The sequence below is a fragment of the Costertonia aggregata genome, assembly GCF_013402795.1.
GTDB classification, from domain to species: domain Bacteria; phylum Bacteroidota; class Bacteroidia; order Flavobacteriales; family Flavobacteriaceae; genus Costertonia; species Costertonia aggregata.
In genome coordinates this window covers 2,921,851-2,945,086 of record NZ_CP058595.1, presented here as the reverse complement: position 1 = coordinate 2,945,086, position 23,236 = coordinate 2,921,851, and the positions used below count along the sequence as shown (strand labels likewise).

Annotated in this window: 14 protein-coding genes; 13 read left to right on the top strand and 1 reads right to left on the bottom strand. The window is 41.3% G+C overall.

Annotation, left to right across the window (positions count from 1 at the left end; genetic code table 11):
• Positions 1–38 precede the first annotated feature (38 nt).
• The 8 genes from HYG79_RS13525 (at position 39) to HYG79_RS13490 (ending at position 15,170) form a co-directional block, all read left to right on the top strand.
• Positions 39–599, top strand: coding sequence for an L-threonylcarbamoyladenylate synthase (locus HYG79_RS13525; protein ID WP_179242604.1), 561 nt, complete (start codon positions 39–41; stop codon positions 597–599).
• A 4-nt stretch (positions 600–603) separates the two neighbouring features.
• A complete protein-coding gene (locus tag HYG79_RS13520; RefSeq protein WP_179242603.1) occupies positions 604–2,031 on the top strand; it encodes a CCA tRNA nucleotidyltransferase in 1,428 nt (475 codons plus the stop codon).
• Between the two features lie 182 nt (positions 2,032–2,213).
• The gene (locus HYG79_RS13515; RefSeq protein WP_179242602.1) at positions 2,214–9,392 is read left to right on the top strand and encodes a T9SS type B sorting domain-containing protein; all 7,179 of its coding nucleotides are present in this window, start codon (positions 2,214–2,216) and stop codon (positions 9,390–9,392) included.
• Between the two features lie 26 nt (positions 9,393–9,418).
• Positions 9,419–10,357 carry a PorP/SprF family type IX secretion system membrane protein gene (locus HYG79_RS13510; protein ID WP_179242601.1) on the top strand — a complete coding sequence of 313 codons (939 nt, stop codon included), beginning with the start codon at positions 9,419–9,421 and terminating at the stop codon, positions 10,355–10,357.
• Between the two features lie 12 nt (positions 10,358–10,369).
• Positions 10,370–12,313, top strand: coding sequence for an OmpA family protein (locus tag HYG79_RS18230; RefSeq protein ID WP_179242600.1), 1,944 nt, complete (start codon positions 10,370–10,372; stop codon positions 12,311–12,313).
• A 105-nt stretch (positions 12,314–12,418) separates the two neighbouring features.
• Complete coding sequence (locus HYG79_RS13500) at positions 12,419–13,453, top strand: COX15/CtaA family protein (RefSeq protein ID WP_179242599.1); 1,035 nt, start codon at positions 12,419–12,421, stop codon at positions 13,451–13,453.
• A 26-nt stretch (positions 13,454–13,479) separates the two neighbouring features.
• The gene (locus HYG79_RS13495; RefSeq protein WP_179242598.1) at positions 13,480–13,980 is read left to right on the top strand and encodes an IS1096 element passenger TnpR family protein; all 501 of its coding nucleotides are present in this window, start codon (positions 13,480–13,482) and stop codon (positions 13,978–13,980) included.
• A gap of 131 nt (positions 13,981–14,111) precedes the next feature.
• The gene (locus tag HYG79_RS13490; RefSeq protein WP_179242597.1) at positions 14,112–15,170 is read left to right on the top strand and encodes a nucleoid-associated protein; all 1,059 of its coding nucleotides are present in this window, start codon (positions 14,112–14,114) and stop codon (positions 15,168–15,170) included.
• A gap of 71 nt (positions 15,171–15,241) precedes the next feature.
• Here HYG79_RS13490 and HYG79_RS13485 read toward each other — a convergent pair whose 3' ends face one another.
• Positions 15,242–16,327, bottom strand: a complete 1,086-nt coding sequence (locus HYG79_RS13485) for a hypothetical protein (RefSeq protein WP_179242596.1) — start codon at positions 16,325–16,327, stop codon at positions 15,242–15,244.
• Positions 16,328–16,401: 74 nt separating this feature from the next.
• On the opposite strand from HYG79_RS13485, the gene HYG79_RS13480 reads away from it, so the two are divergent.
• The 5 genes from HYG79_RS13480 (at position 16,402) to uvrB (ending at position 23,116) form a co-directional block, all read left to right on the top strand.
• Positions 16,402–17,304: an ABC transporter ATP-binding protein gene (locus HYG79_RS13480; RefSeq protein WP_179242595.1), complete on the top strand. Its 903-nt coding sequence runs from the start codon at positions 16,402–16,404 to the stop codon at positions 17,302–17,304.
• Between the two features lie 19 nt (positions 17,305–17,323).
• Positions 17,324–18,157: an ABC transporter permease gene (locus tag HYG79_RS13475; protein ID WP_179242594.1), complete on the top strand. Its 834-nt coding sequence runs from the start codon at positions 17,324–17,326 to the stop codon at positions 18,155–18,157.
• Positions 18,158–18,384: 227 nt separating this feature from the next.
• Positions 18,385–20,121, top strand: coding sequence for a T9SS type B sorting domain-containing protein (locus tag HYG79_RS13470; protein ID WP_179242593.1), 1,737 nt, complete (start codon positions 18,385–18,387; stop codon positions 20,119–20,121).
• A 107-nt stretch (positions 20,122–20,228) separates the two neighbouring features.
• On the top strand, positions 20,229–20,996 hold the full coding sequence (locus HYG79_RS13465; protein WP_179242592.1) for a M48 family metallopeptidase: 768 nt from the start codon (positions 20,229–20,231) through the stop codon (positions 20,994–20,996).
• Between the two features lie 131 nt (positions 20,997–21,127).
• Positions 21,128–23,116 carry an excinuclease ABC subunit UvrB gene (gene uvrB / locus HYG79_RS13460; RefSeq protein ID WP_179242591.1) on the top strand — a complete coding sequence of 663 codons (1,989 nt, stop codon included), beginning with the start codon at positions 21,128–21,130 and terminating at the stop codon, positions 23,114–23,116.
• The last annotated feature ends 120 nt before the right edge of the window (positions 23,117–23,236 follow it).

Genomic DNA, 23,236 nt, shown 5'->3' with positions numbered 1-23,236 from the left:
AAAATTATTTTGATATTTACCCGTATCCCAAAACCATAATGACCAAAGAAATAAATAACTGTATCCACACCTTAAACGAAGGTGGTCTTATTCTGTACCCGACCGATACTGTTTGGGGCATTGGGTGTGATGCAACAAATGAAAAAGCAGTCGATAAAATATATCAACTAATACAAAACAATAACGATAAAGCACTTGTTTGTCTGGTAGCCAATGATGCCATGCTAGAAAAACATGTAGAGACCGTACCGGATCTGGCATACGATATTATGGACTTGTCCACAACACCAACAACGATACTATATGACAGACCAAGAGGTGTATCAAAAAATCTCATAGCCTTCGATGGTACAATAGCCATACGAGTAGCATCCGATAAATTTTGTCAATACCTTATAAACAAGTTCAAAAAACCAATTGTCGCTGCTTCGGCCAATATATCGGGCAAAGCAATTCCAAAAAGTTTTAAAGAAATAAACGAGGCCATTTTATCAGGTGTGGACTATGTGGTAAATTTGTACCAAGACAATAAAACCGAAAAACCTTCTACAATCATTAAACTAGGTAATGATAATACCGTAAAGGTTGTTCGAAAATGATACCATGCAACAAAGCCACAGTAAAGCTTTATCAAACCCTATCTTTTCAATCATAACTGAATCGGCCAATGAGCTATCAATAGATTGTTATGTCATTGGTGGTTTCGTTCGAGATTATTTTTTAAAAAGGGGCACCCCAAAGGATATTGACGTAGTTGCCATAGGTAGCGGTATTGAATTGGCCCAAAAAGTAGCTTCAAGATTAGATGGTAAACCTCAAGTTTCAATCTTTAAGAACTTTGGTACTGCCATGATAAAGTACGGTGACATAGAGCTTGAGTTCGTCGGCGCACGCAAGGAAAGTTATAATAGGGACAGCCGAAAACCTCTTGTCGAAGACGGCACATTGCAAGATGATCAAAAAAGAAGGGATTTTACCATAAATGCATTGGCGCTATCTTTACAAGAAGATGATTTTGGAAGACTACTGGACCCGTTTGATGGTATTGCAGATCTGAACAAAAAAATATTGCGTACACCGCTAGAACCTGCGACTACTTATTCCGATGACCCTTTGCGAATGATGCGTGCCATCCGTTTTGCTACACAGCTTGATTTTACGATTCAGTTAAAATCATTGCAAGCCATAATCGAGAACAAAGATCGTATCAAAATAATATCCAGGGAAAGAATTGTAGACGAGCTTCACAAAATAATGGCAAGCCGCACACCATCAAAGGGTTTTGCCCTATTGAATAAAACCGGTCTTTTAGAGATAATATTACCAGAGCTCACCGCACTAAAAGGTATTGAAGAAATCGAGGGCCAAAAACATAAGGATAATTTTTGGCACACTTTGGAGGTTGTTGATAACATCTCTGAAAATACCGATAACATTTGGTTGCGATGGGCCGCTTTATTGCACGATATAGGAAAAGCTCCCACGAAAAAATTCCATAAAAAAATAGGGTGGACGTTTCATGGGCACGAATTTGTAGGTTCAAAGATGGTATATAAGTTATTCAAACGCCTCCGAATGCCTTTGAACGACAAAATGAAGTACGTTCAAAAACTGGTATTGATGAGTTCACGACCACAAATACTATCAGAGGATTTTGTTACCGATTCCGCAGTACGTAGGCTCATTTTTGATGCCGGGGAACACGTTGACGACCTAATGACCCTATGCGAAGCGGATATCACGACCAAAAATCCTAAAAAACAAAAAAAGTACAAGAACAACTTTAAACTGGTCCGCTTGAAAATCGAAGAAGTAGAAGAGCGTGACCATGTGCGTAATTTTCAGCCCCCGGTAAGTGGGGAGGAAATCATGCAGACTTTCGACCTTAAACCTTCTAGGGAAATCGGAATTATCAAAGATGCCATCAAAGAAGCCATATTAGAAGGTGAGATTCCCAACGAGTACAATGCGGCAAAGGAGTTTATGCTTAAAAAGGGAAAAGAAATCGGTTTGCATACTACCACCAAATAATACAGAGCACAAGTCAAAGATTTCCAAGGAAGCTATACCGGTAAATTCAAACTAAAATTAGTAATCTGTTAATATTTTTATTTGATTGCTCCTTAAATGTTAATTTTTTTAGCATTTCATAGTCTTTTTCTTTCGTTTTGTCGTAAATTATTGAGAACACTAATCTTAAATTCCCCTTGCGTATGAAAAATTCTACTCGCTTCATACCCCAAAATCAGTTTTACATTATTTTGGGAGTAGTCTTGTTTTTCCTGAATTCAATACAAGCACAAGTATTTCCCACATTTAGTCAGGCCGATGGCCCTGCTTTACTTCCAGGAAGTCCACCCACAGAGACTATAGGTGCAAAATACATCTATCAAAATATAGCATCATCTACTGATGGTTATATAGTAGATGCAATAGTTACCATTGTAGACATATCGGATTCCTCCGTAGAAGGCGTGGATACAGTGCTTGGTGTAGACGATAGATTTGAACCGTTGACGAATACCTCGGCTCCGGACGGTTATGTGGAATGGGAAGTTCAATTTGTATTGGACGGATCGGTCACCAATGCCACCGATACTGGAATAACGGCATACTTGGAATCCTTTACCATGGAAGCCATAGATGTTGATGGCTTTGAATATTTTGAGGCTATCGTTACCAACTCTTACACCTTGGAAGATACTTCATCTGCCACACCTACCGACCTTGTGCCATCAGCAAATGGCGCATACACTCGTTTTCAAAGTGATGCGGATTTTGCCGCGGGAATAAGCGAGGCCAACACACAATATGTGGTACGTATCAATTACGAAAATATCAGCATCCTCAATTTTAGAAACGGTAGTTCTGTTGATAGTAACGACCGGCAAAATTCAATTAGTTTTCTAGGTGAGGTAACTTTTGATTTGGAAGATACCACCGTTTTAAACGTACCACCAGTGGTTTTGGATAATACGGGAAACTTCATTTCGCAAGGAGCGACTTTCGCCACCAACGTATTGAACGGTTCTAGTGATGCGGATGGTAATTTGGTAGTGGACACTGTGGTGCTGATAGACCCGAACAATGTATACAATCAGGGCAGTGTAGGAAACCCTTTGATATTACCGGGCATTGGCACATATACGGTAGATGCTACCGGTAATGTCTCCTTTACATCGGAACCCAACTATTTGGGAAAAGCCGATATTGTTTTTACGGTCAAAGATGACTTGGGCGTAAGTTCAAATAGGGGCATGTTGGAGTTGTCCATCGGTACAGATAGCGATAATGATGGTATTGATGATGTGACCGATTTGGACGATGATAACGATGGTATTCCCGACGTATTGGAAGACAACAATTGCGCTATCGCCAGCAAAATTGAAACCAACCAAGTATTTTTTGAAGACTTTGGTGTTGGGCCAGATATCATCAGAAACACCTTGGTCGAAGCCGCATTGGGGACAAATGGCAATCCGCACGTATTCGATGCTACAAATCCACAAGATGGTTTTTATGCAGTGACCACTTCTTCTGCCCAGACCCAGTTTTTTATAAGAACCGAAGCCAATTCAACGGTTGCTGACGGTGATGCTGATGGCGATACAAATGGTAGATACCTGGCCATCAATATCAACTCGCCCAATTTTGTGGATCTTCCGTTTTACAGGCAAGATGATCAGCCTGTTGAAATAGGTAGGGATTACCGGTTTAGGATCGATCTGGCCGGGCTCTGCAACGGTTGTTCCCAAGTTCCGGACTTCAGATTGGTTGTATTGGATGCCAACGGGAACGAGCTAGCTTCGCAGACCTCAACAACACTGGGAATTCAAAATGATGATAACTGGCAAAGGCTCATTGTGGATTTTACTGCTACGACCAGTACTGTTGACATACTCATAAACAACTTTCAGCCGTTGGGAAACAATGGGAACGATGTTGGTATCGACAATGTAGTATTGGCAACGTTGGATTGTGACTTTGACGGGGACGGTATTGCCAATTCACGGGATTTGGATAGCGATAACGACGGTATTGCAGATGTTATCGAAGCCGGCGGAACCGATGATAATAATGATGGCCTCGCTGACGATACCGATGGTGATACAACGAACAATAACGGAATTCCCTCTACGGCAGGCGCTGGACTTAACCCAATAAATTCGGATAGCGATGATTTGAACGACATCGTTGATATTGATTCGGACGATGACGGCATTCCCGATAATGTAGAGGCTCAACCAACCGATACTTACCTTGGACCAAGTGGTGCGGGAACAGGTATGACCGATGCAAATACTAATGGTGTTGACGATAACTATGAAAATGGGACTAATATAGGTATCGTTCCTGAAAATACAGATGGCGATGATGACCCGGACTATATAGACGAAGATTCGGACAATGATACGATTACAGACGTTGAGGAAGGCGGCAGAGGAACACTGCAGGGCACAGATGAGGACGACGACGGTCTGGATGATGGTTTTGAGGGGGCAGAGACCAATGACCCAGATGATGTAAATGATGAAATTGACGCCCCTACTACCCTACCCGATACACAATTGCCCGGCGATGATGTTGATTACAGGCAAGATGTTCCGGATTCGGATGGGGACGGAATTTTCGATGATGTGGATTTGGATGATGATAACGATGGAATTCCCGACACAGAAGAACCTGGGGGAGATACCGACGGGGATGGCGTTCCGGACAGATTGGATTTGGATTCTGACAATGATGGCATACCTGATATTATCGAAGCTGGCGGAATTGATAATGATGGTGATGGAAGGGTAGATGGTTTTACCGATGATAATGATGATGGTCTGGACGATACAGTAGCCAATACCCCCCTTCCCAACCCAGATTCTGACGGGGATGGAATCAACGATGTTTTGGACTTGGATTCCGATAATGACGGCATCCCCGATATAACTGAAGCCGGGGGAGTTGACACGGACGGAGATGGTAGAATTGATACGTTTACAGATGAGGACAATGACGGGTTGGACGATAGCGTAGACCCTAATGGCCCAACGACGCCCGGCACACCTTTGGAAAATCCGGATACCGATGGCGATGGGATTCCGGATAGGTTGGATTTAGATTCCGATAACGACGGTATTCCGGACATTATAGAGGCTGGGGGAACAGACACTGATGGAGATGGACAAATTAATTATGCCACACCTGGCGATCCAACTACTTTGGCAGATGCAGATGCAGATGGTCTTGCAGATAGTGTGGACACTGATGACAATACCACTCCAACACCTTTGGACGGCCCGGGAACAGTTCTGCCCAAAGAGGATACCGATGGCGATGGAATACCTAATTATTTGGATTTGGATTCGGATAACGACGGTATTACCGATGTGCTAGAAGCAGGGGGAACCGATGATAATGGGGATGGAATAATTGATAATTTTACAGATACCGATGGTAATGGTTTGGACGATACTGCGGAAATCATTCCATTACCGATTCCCGATTCAGATGGGGACGGTGTTGATAACATATTAGATCTGGACTCCGATAATGACGGTATTCCGGATATCATTGAAGCTGGGGGAACAGATACTGATGGAGACGGGCAATTGGATTATCCAACACCGGGTGATCCATCTACAATGTTGGATACAGATGATGACGGCCTAGCCGATGAAGTAGACCCGGATAATAACACTACGTCAGCAGTAGACGATGGTCCCGGAACGGCATTGAACGACCCTGATCAAGATGGTGATGGTGTGGTTAATCGTTTGGATCTTGATTCGGACAATGACGGTATTCCAGATGTACTGGAAGCCGGTGGTAACGATCCCGATGGCGACGGCAGAATTGGAACTGGACCAATAACAGATCCGGATAGCAATGGTTTAAGCAACATAGTTGATGTTCCCAACGGTGGTACAGTATTACCGATAATCAATACAGATAGCGATAGTGTTCCCGATTTCTTGGATGTAGATTCCGATAACGATGGCATTACGGATGCTGAAGAAGCATTTTCTGGTTCAGGACCGGGAGACCCGGATAACGATGGGCAAATTGGCACTGGAAATCCAACGGTTGGTACAAACGGTTGGCCAGATGTTACAGACCCCAACGATGGTGGCACTTTGCCTCCTTTTACGAATTCGGACGCAGATACCATTCCAAATTATTTGGATCTGGATAGTGATGGTGATGGCCTTCCAGATACTTTTGAAGGTAATTTTGAGGTTATTGATGGTGATAATGACGGCGTTGTAGGTACCGGAATCCCAGTAGATACTGATGGCGACGGTTTGGCCGATACAAACGATCCGGACAGTCCGGATAATATATTGGGCGGTTTTGGCTTCAACCAAGATAGGGATGGTGATGGTGTTCCCAATTATTTGGATATCGATATTGATAATGACGGTATTATAGACAATAGCGAAGGGCAATCTACGACAGATTATATCGCTCCGTCTGGCACGGACACGGATAATGACGGAATTGATGACGCCTATGATGTCAATAATGGTGGCGTTGGGATAGGATATACCAATACCGATGGTGGCAGTGCTCCCGATTATGCGGATGTAGATTCAGAAAACGATGGTGTTTTTGATATATCGGAAAATAATGTAGACGATACAATAGATGCAGTTTTGGATGCTGATAACGATGGTATTATAGATGCTGTTAATTTTACAGACACAGATGGTGATGGTCTGGCCGATATTTTTGATACTGTTTCTGGCACAACTAATCCAACCAATGCGACCAATGGAGGGCAAACACCGTCGGACCAACCGGACACCGACCCTATTGATGGGGATAGGGACTGGAGAGAGGGTGCAACTCAGGACACAGATCAAGATGGTATTCCCGATGTTACAGACCTCGATGATGACAATGATGGTATTTTAGATGTTGACGAAGATGAGAATCTGGATAATGATAATAATCCCAGAACCAACCCTACAGATTCTGACGGGGACGGTATTCCAAATTATTTTGACCTGGACTCGGACAATGACGGTATCCCGGACGTTACCGAAGCTGGAGGAGTAGACGATGACGGAAATGGACAACCCGGAACAGGGGTTCTAGGCCCCGGGGATGTAGACCCCGTGACTGGCATTCCTACCAATGTGGGCAACGGTCTGAGCATAACTGACCCTGATGATGATTTTGATGGTGACGGAAGACCTAATTTCTTGGATTTGGATTCGGATAATGATGGCATTTTTGATGTAGTTGAAGCAGGCGGCACAGACCCGGACGGTAATGGGGAACTAGGCTCGGGAACGACCAATGATTCCGATGCGGATGGACTGGCTGATGCCATAGACCCTTTTGACAATAGAGACGGCGATGCGAACACCCCGTTAGGCGGAACTCCACTACCTATTCCAAACTCTGATGAAAATGCAAATGATGGGCCCGATTACTTGGACATAGATGCCGATGATGATGGTATTCCCGATAACGTCGAGGCTCAAGCTACAAATAGTTATATAGTACCGTCAGGTACGATTAATGATGTTGGAGCCGACACAAATTATCCAAACGGTCTAACTCCGGAGGATTCAGATAATGATACTATCCCTGATTACCTTGACACAGATTCAGATAACGACAGCTTTACAGATGTTGATGAGGCCAATCAAGGTACCTTCACGGGAACCGATGCCGACGGAGACGGACTGGATGATGGTTTTGACGATACACCCGGTAACGATATCAATAATGATTTAGATACTGGAGCGGACGGAACGGATAATATTGATAATCCCAGCACCCCCGAAGTAGATTTTAGGGAATCCCCATTGGATAACGATGAAGATGGTATTCCCGATATCGTAGATGTAGACGATGACAACGACGGTATAAGTGACTTGGATGAATCCAACGGTGTGGACCCAAGTGCAGATACAGATGGTGATGGCGCACCCAATTACTTGGATGATGAACCCAATAACCCCGCAATTGGGGACGTAAATGGTAATGTTGAGCCTGATTTTGACTTTGATGGAGATGGTATTCCAAACCATTTTGACTTAGATAGCGACAATGACGGTATTTTGGATGTAACCGAATCGGGCAATGAAATTTTGGACACCAATAATGATGGTGTAATCGATTCAAATGACGGTGGTTTCGTAGATGCCAATACTGACGGACAATCTGACGATGCATCTAGTACAACACCTCCCAATAGCGATACCAATTTAAATGATGGGCCTGACTTTTTGGACATTGATGCAGATGATGATGGTATTCCGGACAATGTGGAAGCACAGACTACGGCAGATTACGTGGCACCTACCGGAACAGTTGACGAAAATGGGGTAGATACCAACTACGCAGGTGGTTTAAGCCCTGTAAATACAGATACTACCGATGAGCCGGATTATTTGGACACAGATTCCGATAATGATACTGTAGATGATGTTGAAGAAGCGGGTCAGGGAACATTTACGGGAACCGATGCGGACGGCGATGGTCTTGATGACGGTTTTGACGATACGTCCGGGAATGATGTGAACAACGACTTGGATACCGGGGCCAATGGTACTGATAATGACGACGACTCGAGTACGCCCGAAGTTGACTTCAGGGAAAGTCCCGATTCGGATGGGGACGGCATAGCTGATTCGCAAGAGGTTCTAGACGGTACGGACCCCAACGATGATTGTGATTCTGTTGGTGGAACACCCTTGGGAACAAGCGACTGTGATGAAGACGGTCTGACCAATGATGAGGAATTGACCGGCGTAGATGACCCTAGTACACCAGCAGACCCAGAGGGTATTACTACGGACCCGAACAATCCGGACTCGGACGGGGATGGTATCAATGATAGCCAAGAGGCCGTAGATGGTACTGACCCAAACAATGATTGTGATTCCGTAAACGGTACGCCATTGGGAACAAGTGATTGTGATAATGATGGGTTGACCAATGACGAGGAAAACACTTTGGGCACGGATCCGGATATTGCAGATTCGGACGGGGATGGTATCAATGATGGGCAAGAGGTTTCGGACAATACCGACCCCTTGGACGGGTGTAGTTCTATTGATGGGACACCTCCAGCAGGTTTATCGTGTGATATTGAAATAGAGAACGATTTGGTCACTCCCGGCATAGACGACGGTGTATTCAGAATTGCCAATATTGATTTATTTCCCGATAATACAGTGGAAATATATAATAGATGGGGTGTAAAGGTATTTGAAACCAGAGGATACGATAATAACTCCAATGCCTTTAGGGGCATCTCGAACGGTAGGGCTACAATTCAACAAAACGATGAATTGCCTGTTGGTGTTTACTTCTACATTGTTCAATACGTAAACAATGGGGAAAGTAAATCCAGGTCTGGATACTTATATGTAAACAGATAAATAAACCAATCGTTAAAAGAAAAAAAATGAAAAAATATAATATAATAATCATAATAGTTTTAGCCGTAACCAGCACCTTGAGCGCTCAACAAGATGCACAGTATACACAGTATATGTACAATACACTTGCCGTAAATCCGGCATATGCCGGTTCTAGGGGAGTCTTTAGTATTGCGGCCCTACACAGATCGCAATGGGTGGGCTTGGATGGCGCACCAACAACGCAGACCATAAACTTTAATACCCCGGTATCGGAGAGAGTGGGCATTGGTTTATCAATAGTTAATGATGAAATAGGGAATGGCACCAATCAAGATACCTATTTTGATGCCGTATTCTCTTATACTGTTCCAACTTCGGAATTTGGCAAACTATCTTTTGGGCTTAAAGCTGGTGGACACTTTTTGAATATCGATTTTAACCAACTTCAGAACTTTAGGGAAGAATTGGTGCCTGCGGGATTCGATAATGTAGACAAACAGTTCTCACCCAATTTTGGTGCAGGTATATATTATCATACCGATAGATTTTATGCCGGCCTATCAGTACCTAACTTTTTAAATACCGAACATTTTGACGGATCCGGTGAGAGCAATACCTTTTTGGCCGAAGAACGTATGAATTGGTATCTAATATCCGGATACGTTTTTGAACTTAATCCAAATTTAAAATTTAAGCCCGCCGGCCTCCTAAAGGCCGTAAAAGGTGCGCCTTTACAAGTTGACCTATCGGCCAGTTTTTTGTTGAACGACAAATTCTCGTTAGGTGCCGCATACAGATGGGATGCCGCTGCCAGTGCCTTATTTGGATTTCAGATCACTGACCAGTTTATGTTGGGGCTGGCCTACGACCGTGAGATTACCGATTTGGGCAGCACCTCGTTTAACGATGGTTCTTTTGAGGTTTTTCTAAGGTATGAGTTCTTTACCCGGTATAAAAAAGTATTGACCCCAAGATTCTTTTAAAAATAGATTAAAATGAAAAATACAACTCAAAATATACTGTTCGCAATAGTCTTTACTGTAAGTTTCATAAGCTTTGGACAAGACAGAAAAGAACAAAAAGCCGAGGATAAGTTCGAAGACTATGCGTTTATGGATGCCATATCGTCCTATGAGGATTTGGTCCAAAAAGGATATACATCAGAAGAAATATATAAAAACCTGGGCAATGCCAATTATAATAACGCAAAGTACGATGCAGCTTCCCAATGGTATGAAAAACTGATAAACCATGACGGAGCAACCGTTGAGCCCGAATATCTATACAGATATGCACAATCCCTTAAATCATTGGAAAAATATGATGAATCGGACGATTGGATGCAAAAGTTCGAGGATGCCAAGGCCAATGATTATCGGGTAACCAAGTTTAACGAGAACATGGATTATTTAAAAAAGATAAAGGAATCCTCCGGGAGGTATACCATTGAAAATCTAAAAATCAATTCAAAAGTATCAGATTTCGCACCATCTTTTTATAAAAATCTATTGGTTTTTTCAACTGCCCGCGATACCGGTATCACATCCAAAAACATACACCAATGGAACGAGAAATCTTTCTTGAACCTTTATAGTGCCGATATATCAGACAGTTCGGGAGTTATGCATCCACAAAGATTTTCAAAAAAACTGAATACCAAGACCCATGAATCGTCCACAACTTTCTCAAAAGATGGCGACATAGTATTTTTTACAAGAAATAATTCGGAAAATGGTGGTTTTGAGAGGGATGCAGAAGGTATAAGCAGATTAAAGCTATACCGTGCCGTATTGCGAGATGACGAGTGGACCGATATCACTGAATTACCCTTCAACAGTGACGATTATTCCATAGCGCATCCCGCTTTAAGTCCCGATGGCACAAAACTATATTTCGCATCCGATATGCCAGGCACACTGGGGGCCTCGGATATTTTTATGGTCAAAATCAACAATGATGGCACCTATGGCAAACCTGTGAATTTGGGCGATAAGATAAATACCGAAGCTAGGGAGAATTTTCCTTTTGTAACCCAAACGAACGTACTCTATTTTTCATCAGATGGACACCCGGGTCTTGGCGGGCTTGATGTATTTGCAACTAAGGTTGAAGATTTGGAAAGTGCCTATGTGGCAAACGTGGGCGAGCCTGTAAACAGTGAGCAAGATGATTTTTCTTTCATTATTGATGAAAATACAGGTAAAGGTTTTTTTGCATCGAACCGGGAAGGCGGTATGGGAAGTGATGACATTTATGGTTTTTTGGAGACCCAGCCTTTGCAATTAACCTGTAATACAGCAATACAGGGCATAGTTAAGGATGAAAAAACAGGAAACCCGTTGCCTGGAACAAAATTATGGATGACAAATTCTAACGGAGCGACCATAGCTGAAACTGTTTCAGAAGCCGATGGTACGTTTACGATGGATGGAGGTTGTGAAAAAGGCAAGTACAAAGTTTTGGCCGTTAAAGAAGATTATGAGGATGGGGAAACCCCATTTGAACTTGCGACATCCGAGACACCGGAAGTAACCGTATTGCTCAAACCCATAAGAAAAGCAGCGGCGGTAGGCACCGACCTCACCAAGGTATTGAACCTTAAACCTATCTATTTTGACCTCAACAAGGCAGTTATTAGAGAGGATGCCAAAATAGAACTGAACAAGGTTTTGGAGTATATGAATACATATCCCGAGGTCAAGATCGCAATAGGCTCACATACCGATAGTCGCGGCAGGGACAGTTATAATTTGTCCCTATCTGACAAGCGGGCAAAATCTACGGTCGCCTACCTAATATCCAAAGGTATAAACAGCTCCAGAATCACGGGGCAGGGCTATGGGGAAAGCAAGCTAGTGAACGATTGTGGCAATGGCGTAAAATGTTCCAAAGCGGAACATGAACTCAATCGCCGATCGGAATTCATAGTGGTAGAATAAGATACCTTTCAGCATAGTAACAAAAAGGGAAAGCAATGCTTTCCCTTTTTGTTTGAAAACATATGAATTCTAGTTTCTGTACCTTAATTTTGTAATCCTTTTGATATGCAGAAACATTTTAGGAAAATAGCCAAAACGGCTTTGATATTGGTTTATTTGGTCATCGTGGCAGGTGCCGTGGTACGTATGACGGGCAGTGGTATGGGTTGTCCCGATTGGCCGAAATGCTTCGGGTATTATATACCACCTACCGAGGCAACGGAGCTGGAGTGGCAAGCGGAAAAAGAATACAAAAAGGGTCAGGTAATCATACGGCATGAGACGCTTCAGATTGCCAAAAAGGATTTTAGGACCTCATCAACCTATAGCAAAGAGAATTGGGAAGCGTACACAAAACATGACTATGCGATTTTTAATCCTTGGCACACCTGGATAGAATATATCAATAGGTTATTGGGAGCCCTGGCCGGTTTGGCAACTTTGATTTTAGCTTTGGTATCCATCAAATATTGGAAAATCAAAAAGTCCGTCACGATTTTATCTTGGCTGGTCGTTTTGGGAATGGGGTTTCAGGCTTGGCTAGGTGCCACGGTAGTATATTCTGTTTTGGAACCCGTAAAAATTACATTACACATGATCATGGCCTTGGTCATAGTGGCAATGTTATTGTATATCATATTTTTGGTGAACCAAGAAGACAAACGTATTTTATTTGATAGAGGTACACTTGTAACCGCTACAATAGTGCTACTGTTGACTTTGGTACAAATAGTTTTAGGCACACAGGTAAGGCAGTTCGTAGACCATCAAATAGATATGGTTGGGGAACAGTCCAAAAGCCTTTGGTTGGAGAGTCCATCGATACAATTTTATATACACCGGTCATTTTCAATTTTAGTGGTATTGGCCAATGCCTATCTTGCGTACCGTATTTTTAAGCTAAAGCTAGGGCACACAAAAATATATTGGGTACTCTTTATAGTATTGATAGAGGTTTTCTCGGGTATGGCCATGTATTATTTGGATTTCCCTTTCACCAGCCAACCTTTGCACCTGGTGTTGGCCGCCATTTTATTTGGTGTACAATTCTATATCTTTTTAGAAGCGTTAAAGACGAAAAGAAGTCCCAAAACTTCGTAACTTTGCCACCTACAAAAAAAATGATGATGATTTATAAGATTAGGATAATCTTTGATGCTGAGGAAGATATCTTTCGTGACATTGAAATTGAGGCAAACAATACTTTAGAGGATTTTCATAACGCGATAACACAAGCCTTCGGGTTTATGGGCAATGAGATGGCCTCTTTTTATACCTGTGACGAAAGGTGGAACCAAGATGAGGAGATTGCGCTTTTTGACATGAGCGAAGACGGTTCGAACGTTCGCTTGATGAACGAAACGTTCTTAGAGGACATCTTGACCAAAAACAATCCCAAACTCATTTACATATATGACTTTTTGAGCATGTGGACCTTTTTTGTTGAATTGGCCGATATCACCCAAAAAGAAGATGGTCGCGCCTATCCCAATGTCATTTTTAGTTTTGGGGAGCTACCCGACTCGCCGCCGGAAAAGAAATTTGAATCCGATCCGAATACCACGATAGATTTTGATGATACGCTCGACAACTATGAAGATTTGGATTTTGATGAAAACTGGAACTGATTTTCAGTATGCAGCGTAAAATTTAATTTTTAACGCTCCATGCAATACCCCTTTACTTTACGTTTAACAGTAATTTTGAACCAGTACATTATTTTACGTGACATTATTAATTTTTAAAGACTGCCTAACCCATGATAAACCTATACCCTACCCAAATTGAGAGCATATCATTGCATCGCATAGGAAACAAAAATAAAAGTGAAGCCATTTTTTTATCCGCCGAACCCCATGTTCTTAATGATGAGACAACAGGATTGTTAAAAGAATATTTTTTTAGGCCCTTTCGAGAAAAAGAGGAAAATTACTATCATCTCTCCAACGAGGTCGATGTTGAATTTAACGAAGTTTACAAGATTGTATCCGAGATTTTTTCAGAGCCTTCGAGCACCCATGCAAATTCTAAAAAATTAGCGACATACTTATATGAACAGTCCAACCATCCCCATATAAAAAGCGGAGAGGTATATGTGGCCTATTTATCGGATGTCTTATTGGATAATGTAAAAGTTGATGCCGTAGGTATTTTTAAAAGCGAGCTAAAGCATGATTTTCTTCAATTTGAAGAAAAAGGCGGCAATCTGGATATTGTGATTCAACAAGGTATCAATATAAATAAATTGGACAAGGGTTGTCTTATTTTCAACGTAAACAAAGAAGAGGGCTACAAAGTACTTTCAGTGGATAGTAATCGGTATGACACCAAATACTGGTTAGAAAATTTCTTGGGCGTAGATGTGCTTTCTGATGACAATTTTAAGACCAAAAACTACTTAAAATTCTGTCAGAATTTTGCAAAAGACGTGGTTTTACCTGCCGAGGACAAACAACAAGAGGTACTGTTTATGAACCGTGCCGTAAACCACTTTGCCAAGAACGATGCTTTTGAGGAAACCGATTTTTTGAACGAGGTGATCGAAAACCCAGAGCTCATTCCCGAATTCAAACACTACAAAGTCGAAAAAGGGCCTAAGTACAGTATCGAAGACGTTTCTACTTTTGATATTGCGAATAAGGCCGTATCCGATGCGAGAAAAAAAATAAAGAACGTCATCAATCTAGATACCAACATCCAGATAAAAATGGATTTCATCAACCCAGAATCCGCTGAAAAATTTGTGGAAAAAGGGTGGGACGAGGAACGGCAGATGTACTATTATCTAGTTTATTTTAATAAGGAGCAAAAGAGTTAAGGACCAGCATTTTGGTCCACATGCCTTTATTCATATTCTTATACAAGTATAAAGCGATTTCCCCTTTTAGATTAAGGGGCTTTTATATTTTGCTCAATTATCTGCTTCATACTTACATCTTCGTAATTACGGCGCACAAAATTCAACGCCAGGTCCAACACCTGTCCCATGGTCTTACATTTTTTAAAATTAAGGTCTAACGTAAGCTCATATATATGCTCTCGTAACATGGCAGTATTTTCTGGGGTAGAAATACGATCGGCTTTACAAATAGAACGTAATTTCTTGATACGGTTTCCTGAGCTCAAGATGCGTTTGGCCACAATAGAACGTTCTTCCAATTTATATTGATCTACCGAATCTGTCAAGAGTTTTTTGCGAACCAGCTCTACCATTTGAAAATTTTCCTTGAAGAACTGGGGGCGGTAGACCTTTAATTTTCCTTCAAAACATTGTTGGTCAAAGTCTATGGCACGTATTCTATAGACCACATGGTCAAAATCGTGTACGGGCACAATTACATAATTATAAGAACGCATATCGCCCAAAAGCCTTATCATACAACGCTCGTTGAACTTAACGAATTCCTTGGCCAACTGGGCTTTTTCAGGTTCGGAACACTTGGGCAACATCGTCTTGATAAACTCGTCCCCAGGGATACCGGCAATATGTTCCTCTATCAAAGTATCTTTGTAAACCAAGAAATTCAGGTTGTAGGGCGACAACATATGTTCCAGTTCCAAGCCGTAAATTCGTGAGGCATCGGTCTTTTTTATGTAGAAGTATGTAAAATTGTCATTGAGTATGTTTCGTATTTTTATACGAAACGGTTTTGAATTTCCAAAGGTGCAGAAATCAACGGCATCTACGTTCAAATATTGGTGTATATTATTACTACCATCGGAATGTAGTATGGAATATACCCTTTTGAGGCTATCGTCAATCTCTTTTCTATCAAACTCCGAATAATACACCCGTATCCAAAGTGTATCCTTATCATTGGTGTCATACACGGTTACCGAACCTGAAAAACGCAATAAATCCTCATAAAAAATGGGGATTTCGATTTTACGGTTATAACGTTCCAGATAATCGTCCAATCTTTTGATTACGGGATAGGCCGGTTTTTTCTTGGACATCAATCGTTCTTCGGACATATTCTCGCTAATTTGTAACAATTATTAGATTTCATCGTCAAGTTACTATAATCCAACTAAAAACAATATCGATTTTGGAAAAGATACTATCAGTCAATAACCTTACCAAAAAATTTGGTCACCTGACCGCTGTCAAAGACCTTTCCTTTACCATTGAAAAAGGAAACGTATATGGCATTCTAGGACCCAATGGCAGTGGAAAATCCACTACACTGGGAATCGTACTCAACGTGGTAAACAGAACGAAAGGGGAATTCAGTTGGTTTGATGGCAATACCTCAACGCACGAAGCCTTAAAAAAAGTAGGTGCCATTATCGAGCGGCCTAACTTTTACCCATACATGACAGCCGTACAAAACCTGAGATTGGTCTGTAAGATTAAAGAGGTGGACCATAACAAAGTAGAAGAAAAGCTAGAACTGGTAGGGCTTTTAGACCGCAAAAACAGTAAGTTCAAGACCTATTCATTGGGTATGAAGCAACGGTTGGCGATAGCATCTGCATTATTGAACGATCCGGAAATATTGATACTTGATGAGCCCACCAACGGCCTGGACCCGCAGGGAATACACCAAATACGTGAAATCATAAAAAAAATAGCTTCGCAGGGCACGACCATTTTGTTGGCATCCCACTTACTGGATGAGGTAGAAAAAGTATGTAGTCACGTGGTTATCCTTCGAAAGGGAGAAAAATTATATTCCGGCACTGTGGACGGTATGCTTGCCAGCCATGGTTTTTTTGAATTGAAGAGCGATGAGAGTGAAAAATTGATTTCTTTTTTAAACGATAATCCTATATTCGGCGAGATAAAACAAGAAAATGATTTGATTACAGCTTTCCTGAAAGAGGAAATGGACGCCAAATCATTCAATAAAACACTTTTTGAGCAAGGAATCGTTTTATCGCACTTGGTAAAACGCAAGGAAAGCTTAGAAGAACAGTTCTTGACCTTAACAAAAAATCAATCCAATTAAATAGCCAAACACCACCTAGATGATACGTTTATTACAGATAGAATTCATTAAACTATGGAACAATAGATCCAGCAAAGTGTTGGTCATATCCTACTTTGTACTGCTAACATCGATTGCACTTATTGCAGCGATTAAGTTTGATATAGGTCCTATTAAATTCCATTTGGCCGAAATCGGGATATTCAATTTTCCGTATATATGGCATTTCAACACCTTTGTCACCGCTTTTTTCAAGTTGTTTTTGGCCATTGTCATCGTGTCTATGATGGCCAATGAATACAGTAATAAAACCATAAAACAGAATTTGATTGACGGCCTCTCCAAAAAGGAATTTATACTGTCAAAATTCTTGACCGTCGTGTCATTTGCTTTCATCTCAACAGTATTTGTTTTTGTCGTCTCCCTAATCCTTGGGCTAGTATATTCTGATTTTGATGAACTATCCATAATTTTTTCCGACCTGGAGTTTATAATAGCCTTTTTTGTTAAGCTTATGGGGTTCTTTTCGTTTTGCCTGTTTCTGGGCATTCTTGTAAAACGTTCTGCTTTCGCCTTAGGTTTTTTAGTACTTTGGCAAATTATAGAGGGAATTATTACTGGTTTGGTACGTTGGAAGCTTTTTGACGGCCCCATGACAGAAACCGTCATGGGTTTCTTTCCGCTACAATCTATGTTCAACCTCATAAAAGAACCTATCACTAGGTTGGAGGCTGTTCAAACCGTCGCCGACCAGGTAGGGGAGAAAATTGAATTGAACTACCATGTACATTGGTATGAAATCCTTATTGTTTTAGCTTGGACGGCAATTTTCATCTATTCATCGTATGCACTGTTAAAAAAACGGGATTTATAGTATCTTGATTTGCATATAGTGTTAGGCAAATATTGAACAAATTGTTGTTTGGCTCCAACGGTATTGTTTCAAAGCCATAGTAACGGGAAGACTGAATACCACTGCTGGTCTAATAAAAGCCATCCCTGAAAATAATAATGTATTTTATGGTGGCTTTACCTTAAAACGTTAAATGAGTTGGAGGAAGAAAATTCATTTTCTATATTCATTTGCTTTTGAATCGGAAAATGTTAAAGAGGTTACCGTACATAATTTTATTATTCTCTGGCTTTATGGCCTTTGGACAATCCTGTCCAAGTCTAGTTGACCCTCTCAATGGCGCAACGAATGTTCCGGTGACAACAGCCATTTCTTGGGATGCGGTTACAGGTGTACCAAATTACAGGATCTCTATCGGAACATCTCCTGGAGGAACCGATGTAACAAACGGGGTTTCAGTAGGTAATGTTGCTACCTTTACGCCTCCTTTAGGACTCCCTGATAATACATTGTTGTATGTGACGGTGATATTGGATTTTTTTAACAGCATACCTGATGTCACCTGCAATATAGGTTCTTTTAGGACCGAGGATATTACCATACCCCCGCCATGTACCAGAATCAATAATCCGGTTAATGGAGCAATTGGTGTAAATGTAGCTACCAACATTTCTTGGGACTATGCTATATCTGCAACGGGGTATAGAATAAATGTAGGAACCTCTCCGGGAGGAACCGAAATTGCAAACAATTTAGATGTAGGAAATTCACTTTTCTACAATCCACCATCAGATTTACCACCATCAACACCAATTTACGTGACGATTGTCCCCTACAACGATAACAATCCTCCAAATATTTGCATTGAAGAAACTTTTATCACGGGTATAGCAGCTGCTTTACCGAATTGCGCTACTATGATCAGCCCAATAAATGGTGCCACAAATGTGCCTCTCACTCCACTCTTGGAATGGACCGATATTCCCGGAGCTACAGGGTACAGGGTCACTATTGGTACATCTCCTGTAAATGGTGATATATTGGACAATGTAATTTTTTCTACCAATTCGACCTTTGTTTTGGACTTTGATCCAAATCGAACTTTTTTTATACGCATTATACCCTTTAATGATGCTGGGGAAGCTATTGGTTGTGGTCAAGAGTCTTTTTCCACGCTATTGGGATGCGGTCCCTTTTTTGACGTCGTATCAGGCGATTTGGTCATATTGAATCCCGAAACTGTTCTGCCCGATGCAATCGGCATATGTCTTGACGAAAGCCCAACAATATACAATTCTCCCGATGATGCCGAAGGATATCGCTGGTTTAGAATAAATACCGATGGTTCCGAAACCTTAATTTCAAGCAATCGGGAGGTATCATTCACAGAACAAGGAAATTATAGGTACGAAGTTTTCAATACCGTATCACAGTTCGGTAACACCATAGAATGTCCTACCAGTAAAGAGTTCAGTGTAGTGGCATCAGAATCCCCAACGATAACGGCCTTAAATTTTTCAAATCAAAACAATATCCCTACAATAACGGTTCAGGTGAGCGGCGAAGGCAATTACGAATTTTCTTTGAATGACATAAACGGGCCTTATCAGGATAGTAACGTATTCAATAATGTAACCTTGGGTTCCCTAACTGTTTATGCGAGGGATAAAAATGGATGTGGTATAGACCAAGAAACTTTTGAACCTGACTTGACAGTTGAAGGTTTTCCAAAATTTTTCACTCCCAATGGCGATACCAACAATGATCTGTGGCAATTTATACCGCCCCCCACCAATCCGGATGTTATCATATCTACCATACGAATATTTGACAGGTATGGCACTTTGCTGAAAGAAATTGATGAACAGTCCCAAGGTTGGGACGGTACATTCAATGGCAGGCCAATGCCTGCATCGGATTACTGGTTTTTGGCCATAGACGAAAACAATAAGGAGATAAGTGGGCATTTCACGCTTAAACGATAGAGATAAAATTCACTGTATACAGGGTATTGGAATAAAGTGGCTAACATCTATTTTTGTTTCAGAATCGTACATAAAAATAAATGTTTTAATCACAAACACTCTCCATCATGAAACAATCACTACTATTATTCTTGTTTTTTTCCTTGGCCATTAATACACAGGCCCAATTTGGAAAACTGGCTAAAAAAGGCAATATAGATGCCGGTAAAAAATTGGTCAAAGCAGCTACGCTGTCCGATGAGGATATGGCAGTATTATCCCTACAATCCGTTCAATGGATGGATGAAAACAATCCTGTCGCCGAAGCAGGGGATCCTTATGCGGACCGATTGTCAAAACTTGTTGAAGGACTGGAAAACGAAGATGGCCTTGACCTAAACTTTAAAGTGTACCGTGTCGTAGACGTTAACGCCTTTGCCACTCCCGATGGGAGCGTACGGGTTATGGCCGGACTAATGGATTTGATGACCGACGACGAAATACTAAGTGTGATCGGCCATGAAATCGGGCATGTGAAATTGGGACATTCCAAAAAAAGGTACCAATCCGCTTACAGTATTTCTGCAGCGAAAGATTTGGCAGTGGCCAATACCGGTGCCGGAAAAGTATTGGCCGATGAGGAAATCGGGAACTTTGTGGAAACCGTTGCAAATGCCCAGTTTTCACAATCCAATGAATCTGCGTCTGATGAATATGGTTTTAAGTTTTTGGTAGAAAAAGGGTACAATTATCACGCCATGGCAGGTGCATTTCAAAAATTGGCCGACTTAAGCGAAGATGGCGGTAAAGGTTCCCTTACATCATCCCATCCTGGGTCTGCCAAAAGATCGGCACGAGCCAAAAAATGGGCCGAGGAACAAGATTCAAAAAAATAAGTATTACGATTTTATATAGGTAAAAGGTTTTATATGTATACATCATATAAAGCCTTTTTTTTGTATTTAGAACAATCAAAAAAAATACAATACGACAATTTCATAACAGCCTACTTTCGTAACTTTATTGCATGAAGTTTAAAGTAGTTTCCGAGTTTAAACCAACTGGCGATCAGCCCCAAGCCATAAAACAATTGGTCGATGGTATAAATGCCAACGAAAGGTATCAAACCTTACTGGGAGTCACAGGCTCAGGGAAAACTTTTACCGTGGCCAATGTTGTGGAAAGTGTGCAAAAACCTACTTTGGTCTTGGCGCATAACAAAACACTTGCGGCGCAGTTATATTCGGAGTTCAAACAATTTTTTCCTGAAAATGCGGTTGAATATTTCGTTTCCTACTATGATTACTATCAACCCGAAGCATATATTCCCACAAGTGGCACGTATATCGAAAAAGATCTCTCCATCAATGAGGATATTGAAAAGCTACGTTTAAGCGCTACCTCTTCCCTGCTTTCTGGAAGAAGGGATGTTTTGGTCATTGCATCAGTTTCTTGTTTATACGGTATCGGGAACCCCGTAGAATTTCAAAAAAATGTGATACACATACAAAAAGACCAGATTATTTCACGAACCAAATTTCTACATCAATTGGTACAGAGCCTGTATTCAAGGACTACGGTAGATTTTAGGAACGGGAACTTTAGGGTAAAGGGAGATGTCGTAGATGTTTTTCCAAGCTATGCAGACCATGCGTTTAGGATTCATTTTTCTGGCGATGAGATAGAGGAAATAGAAGCTTTTGACCCGTTCAACAATACGGTCTTGGAGGTTTATGAGAACCTGAACATATATCCGGCGAATATGTTCGTTACCTCACCCGATGTACTCCAAAACGCCATTCATCAAATTCAGGATGACTTGGTTCATCAGATAGATTATTTTAAAGAAATAGGAAAACCGTTAGAAGCTAAAAGACTTGAAGAACGTACCAATTTTGACCTCGAAATGATACGTGAGCTTGGGTATTGTTCCGGTATCGAGAATTATTCAAGATATCTGGACGGGCGAGAACCCGGAACACGGCCCTTTTGTTTATTGGACTACTTTCCCAACGATTATTTAATGGTAATCGATGAAAGCCATGTTACCATTCCCCAAGTACATGCCATGTATGGCGGCGATAGATCGCGCAAAGAGAATCTGGTAGAATACGGTTTTAGGTTACCAGCAGCCATGGACAATAGGCCTTTAAAGTTTGAGGAATTTGAAGCTTTACAAAATCAGGTACTGTATGTGAGTGCCACACCGGCTGATTATGAACTGGAATTGAGCCAAGGCGTATATGTGGAGCAGGTTATTCGCCCAACAGGTCTGTTGGACCCCATTATCGAGGTCAGACCCAGTCTCAATCAAATTGACGATCTGGTCGAAGAAATTCAGCAAAGGGTCGAAAAAGATGAACGGACCTTGGTGACGACCTTGACCAAAAGAATGGCGGAAGAATTGGCAAAATACTTGACACGAATCAATATTAGGTGTCGCTACATACATAGCGATGTGGATACCTTGGAACGGGTAGAAATTATGCAGGACCTTAGAAAAGGTATTTTTGATGTTTTGATAGGTGTAAATTTATTAAGGGAAGGATTAGATCTACCCGAGGTGTCATTGGTCGCCATAATAGATGCCGATAAAGAAGGTTTTTTAAGAAGCAACAGATCATTGACGCAAACCGTGGGAAGGGCAGCCAGACATCTGAACGGCAAAGCAATCATGTATGCCGATAAAATAACGGACAGTATGCAAAAAACCATTGATGAAACCAATTATCGTAGAGAAAAACAAATTACTTACAATACAGTAAACAATATCACGCCGACGGCCTTGAACAAGAGTTTGGACAACGTCTTGTCCAAAAACTCCGTATCTACATATCACTTTGAAAAGGAAGAATTACGTGCTGCAGAACCTGAGTTGGAATACATGACCAAAGATCAAATCGAAAAAATGATCCGTGAAAAAAGGAAGGCTATGGAGAAAGCTGCTAAGGAGTTGGATTTTATGCAGGCCGCTAAGTTACGTGATGAAATAAAAGTACTTCAAAAACAAGATTGAATGTATAAAAAAACTATATTTAGGACAGATGGTATAATTGTTTTCCCAAAAAAATACAAATACACAGTATCAGTTTAAGTAAAATGCATTTATACCTTGGAAAACAATTTTTTACATTTA